At 34.9% G+C, this 4,621-nt stretch carries 6 protein-coding genes; 3 read left to right on the top strand and 3 right to left on the bottom strand.

The genetic code is table 11. The annotated features are described in order from the left end of the window. Positions 1 to 142: 142 nt before the first annotated feature. Positions 143 to 1,234, bottom strand: a complete 1,092-nt coding sequence (locus tag MSI_RS12945) for a hypothetical protein (protein ID WP_009107854.1) — start codon at positions 1,232 to 1,234, stop codon at positions 143 to 145. Between the two features lie 11 nt (positions 1,235 to 1,245). After that, entirely contained in the window at positions 1,246 to 2,910 is a 1,665-nt protein-coding gene (locus tag MSI_RS14205) for an ATP-binding protein (protein WP_009107856.1), read from the bottom strand. 172 nt (positions 2,911 to 3,082) lie between these two features. Here MSI_RS14205 and MSI_RS12955 point away from each other — a divergent pair, with 172 nt between their 5' ends. After that, positions 3,083 to 3,322: a hypothetical protein gene (locus MSI_RS12955; protein ID WP_009107859.1), complete on the top strand. Its 240-nt coding sequence runs from the start codon at positions 3,083 to 3,085 to the stop codon at positions 3,320 to 3,322. A gap of 12 nt (positions 3,323 to 3,334) precedes the next feature. Next, positions 3,335 to 3,523, top strand: a complete 189-nt coding sequence (locus tag MSI_RS12960; protein ID WP_009107861.1) for a hypothetical protein — start codon at positions 3,335 to 3,337, stop codon at positions 3,521 to 3,523. Positions 3,524 to 3,634: 111 nt separating this feature from the next. On the opposite strand, the gene MSI_RS14925 is transcribed toward MSI_RS12960, so the two are convergent. Then, entirely contained in the window at positions 3,635 to 4,117 is a 483-nt protein-coding gene (locus MSI_RS14925; protein ID WP_009107862.1) for a hypothetical protein, read from the bottom strand. A 150-nt stretch (positions 4,118 to 4,267) separates the two neighbouring features. Between MSI_RS14925 and MSI_RS12975 the strand changes: the two genes are divergently transcribed. Further along, complete coding sequence (locus MSI_RS12975; protein WP_009107865.1) at positions 4,268 to 4,468, top strand: hypothetical protein; 201 nt, start codon at positions 4,268 to 4,270, stop codon at positions 4,466 to 4,468. Positions 4,469 to 4,621: the final 153 nt, after the last annotated feature.

Below are 4,621 nucleotides of genomic sequence, written 5' to 3' on the forward strand. Positions count from 1 at the left end.
CAAACGTATAAAGTTAAAGAAAAGAAAAAGAGTTTCGTAAAATACCAATATATGTAAAGAAAACTACTTAAATGGGAGCTGCTCTGGATTTGGAAAATTTGCAAGATATGCAAGAAACTCAGTTCCTTCTATTCTTAATATTTCATACATGATTAATGCCTCTTTGCTGATAGTCAAAAGGTTTCAAATCTTTGAATCTTTCATTGAATATGGAGTCATAATAGGGCAGATTATAATCTTCTGCTGCAAAGAGTATATCTTGATATAAATTTGTGAATTTCTTCAGAAGATCCAGAATTTTATAAAAATTCCAGGGCATTTCTTTGCATAAACTTAGTAAGAAGAAGCAAAAGCCTTCATCGCTTCTGTATGTTTCACCACGCCAATCTGCTATGTCATAATATCCGCCCATTAGCTTATATAGTTTCTTAAATAGCTTGAATGCTTTTTTCTCATTTGTTGAATTTGTTAGCAAAGCTTTAATCTGTTTTTGTGTATGAGCTGAAATTGAATATACCATTCTCACTGAACGTAACGTTTTCCTATAATGCTCCAAGATTTGAGCACACATAGGAAGATATTCAACTAATGAATTTGTGAAATCATAGGGAACTTTAGTTGATACATACATAGGATAACTATGAAGATTTTTTTGTATGACAGTCTCTATTACAAAATCTATTTTTATCTTTGAGCCTAGTGTGCGAATAATCGACTCAAATTGAGAACGTATGTAATTATATGTATAAGTTTCTTCTGGAGAATAGAGAACATTTTGTGGACAAGAAAGCTTTTTGCAGTTGTATTTCTCAGCAATTTCCAAGGCTTCTGCAATACGGCTTGCATTTATTTCTGTTCTGTTTTCAGAGTAAAAATCAACACAAACAAAAAGGATTCCCCGATACTTCAATTTCCTGCACGGAAGAAAGGCTACATGTTCTGAGCCAATCCATTTTGCTGTATCAGAGGAATAAAGTATTTTGATTTCTTTATCCAGCCATTTACCTTCTTTCTTGATAATTCTTCTAGAAAGCGGATTGCTTGGCTTAAAACCTTCTGATAGCGGACATAATAATATATCACCAGAATCTTTCAACAGGTTTCCATAACGGATTTTAAGGATAAAATTCTGATCGATAAGTGTATTCTGAATAAATCCTGTTAAACCAAAATCTTTGTCATATGCAATCGTGCTTATTGTTTTTATAAAAGGAAACCGTAAAAAGTCTATCACTCTCATTCCTCCTACAAACAGAATCCCATACGTCTTGATCCATCTGGATTATCGATTTTTTCGCACCTACACATATCGCGGATATCTGAGATTTCCGGACGTTCTCCTGTAATAACTTCGTTCATTGCAATCTTTCTTACAATGTTGTCTATCTGGCCGCCGGAGAAGTCGAAATCTTTTGCGAATTCAGTAGCAGTCTCTTTATCGAGCCAGGAAAGTTTATTCATCCATATAGAAGTCTTTGCTTCTGTTGATGGATTCTCAAACTTAATCTTGAAGAGGAATCGGCGTTCAAAAGCTGAGTCCATATTTGAAGCCAGGTTTGTTGTTGCAATAAAGATTCCCTTTAGGTTTTCAAGCTCTTCCAGAATGATGTTCTGGATTGCGTTTTCTGTCTGAGCGCAGTTCCCAGAAGTGTCATTCTTTCTTTTTGAGATAAGTGCATCTGCTTCATTGAAAAGGAGAATAGGCATAAGCTCCCCCTTCTTTTCTGCCAGCTCACAGGCATTTTTGTAGCTGGTGAAAATCTTTTTGATTCGCTTTTCGCTTTCCCCAAACCAGGCAGACTTTGCCTCGCTAATATCGACATGAACGATGGAACGACCTGTCTCCTTTGCAATCTGCATAACCGATTCAGTCTTTCCTGTTCCTGGTGCCCCATACAGTAAAACTGCAACGCCCACAGGAAGTCCATCATCCTTAAGTCGCTGCTGGATTCCTTTCAGTTTCTCTTCCTGAAGTGCTGCTTTGAGTCGGTCAATTTCCCTCTGATTTTCTGGACTGTAGAAAAGGCGTTTTTCCTTGATGGAATCAGTTTTAATGAGATTCTTATCATTGATTGTCTCTTCAAAAAGAAAAGCCTTATCTCCGAGAACTAACTTACGGCCTTTATCTGTTAGAGTAATAGTTGCATCAGAAAGGTTTCCTTTCTTTACAAACTCTATGAGTCCCTTCTGAAAAAGTTCATGTTTTTCTTCCAGCATTTCGGTAGCAACATTGTATCTGTCTCCCCCATCGTATAAATCAGATATGGTTGCATTAAGGCTGGAATCTCCACCTTTCAATACATCATTTGCAACATCATAAAGAAAGAAGCGGTACTCAGATTCTTCAAGCTCAGCTGATACTCTTTTAACAACTTCAAGATAGTTATGAGCTCTTTCATACCGATATAATTCTCTTTGAATCAATCTTGCAGAAATATCTTCGCCACGACGTGATTCATAACGGTCTGCCATATAGGAAATAAATTCAATCTCATCATCGTCTTTCTTTGTCTGAGGGATATATTCGGTATTATTATAGATTGATTCGCTGAAATCACTTATTGGCTGAACAGCTCCGTTTCTTCCACAATGTTCCAAAAATCCGCTGGCAACTAGCCCTTCAATATCTTTTTTCCAGCAGATGATCGACATAACCGGTACGCCCAATTCCCCGGAAATGTTTTGAAGTGAAATACTGTCTTCTCGTTCAAAATAGCGTTCACAGGCAAGACAGAGAATCCAGACCTGAATCTGAGTGATATTATAGAGAGCCTTCAAATTTTCCATAGCTGTGTTATAAGCTTTTGTTTTCTTGATTCTAAGCTTTGAATCGTTTAATGTCTGATATACATAGCTCATTGCCTTAGAAATGTTCCATCTGATTTTCTTTTCGTTCATCTGTTCTTCCATAATTAATTCTCCTCTCGTTTTACACACATAAATATACATATGAAAACTATCATTTAGTGATAGAGTAAAAATTTATTTATGAAATGTAAGATTATTTTTGAAACACTTTTTTACTCGTTCGTGAAATGACAGACCGACCATTTACAATTAAAAAACTTTAGGAGGTTTTAGTATGACAGAAAGAGAAGCTGCGACAAAATTAGATTCAGTATGTTTCTGCTATGGTCAAAGTAGCGAACGAAAAACTCGTTTAGCTAAAGCAATTATGGATTATATTCAGGCAGTTCAGCAAAATGGCTTAGATAATCACACTGGATATTTTAGCTGTAGCCATCTTAAGGACACATTTGGAATCGAATTTAATGATCAACCTGCTGTTAGATACAATAAGATTGCTACATTCAGAGTATAACCAGGAGGCTTTATGAATTTTTCAAATTTAAATGAAAGAATTGGAAAATTCCTTTTCACACTTGGTTTCATATGTGGAATCTGCTTTGGATTATTCAAAATGTGTAAACTTGGTGTTGAAACCATAAAAGAAAAAGTCATTTCTTCACAAGAAGTTTCTGCTGTCGAAGAAACGGCCCCTGTAGATAATTCAAAAAACTAGTTGTAATTTCACAAAGAAGCTCTTTTAAATCATTGCTATGAAAAAATGCTCTTCATAAAGACCTTCTTTGTGAATATAGTTATTTAATACAGAAATTCAAATAAGAGATGATTATCGCATAGGAATATGATGCCCCTTCCATCTTCCCAGAGGATGATTGACGCATGTACGTACGCAAAGATAATGAATGTTATTTGAAGCTGCACCGCAATACTTGCAAGTATAAGTTGATTTTAGAGAACCTTCATAAGGCAGACAATGACCTTTCGCGTTACCATCAGGATGGAAAGGACAAAGATAAAGAATCAGGTCTCTTATAGAAGTTGCTTCTCTTCCACAGTAAGTGCAGTAATATTTACCGCCATTCGGTCCTTCATATACTGTATGCTTTCCTTTGAACCGTCCATCTGGATGAAATACACACTCTCCACAAACAAGACTTTTTACAGACGGAAACTGTAATCCGCAATATTTGCAGGTGACATTATTATCTTCCTTTGGCTCATCTTCCAACTGCCCCGACAAGTCCCAAATACCTTTCAGAATATACAATGGTGATAAAACCAGTTTTCCCAAAATGCTTTTCTTTTTCATAAGCGCCTCCTAGTGAGGATTATAAAGGGGCGGTCTGTCATTTGGTGGGAGGGTAATTTATTTTGAATATTTTTATTATGGGGATTATAATTTATATAAAGAAAAAGACTGTTCTTAGACTGTTTTTATTAAATATTTCATGAGGATTTTATGACAGTACTTGAAAATGTTGCGACCGCAACAATAGTGAATCTCTTTAATTCAAATAATCGTGAAGAATATAAAACTAAGACTGTTTTTAATTTCTTGATTAATTGTTTTAATAAATCTTTTGATGAAATAGAAGAAGTTGATGAACAAAAGGCAGATGATAGCAAAGCTTCTATACCAGATTTTTTTTATACAATTTAAGAGGATGAGAAAAACTTATGAAGTAAAAATCAATAATAGTAAACTTACAGAGGCTGAAAAAAAATCAGGAAATAGAGATGTTTTTCTTATTCCAAGAAATTATAAATATAAGGATAAAATAATAGGTAAAATAATTTATTGGGAAGATTTATT

The organism is Treponema sp. JC4 (assembly GCF_000260795.1).
Lineage (GTDB): Bacteria > Spirochaetota > Spirochaetia > Treponematales > Treponemataceae > Treponema_D.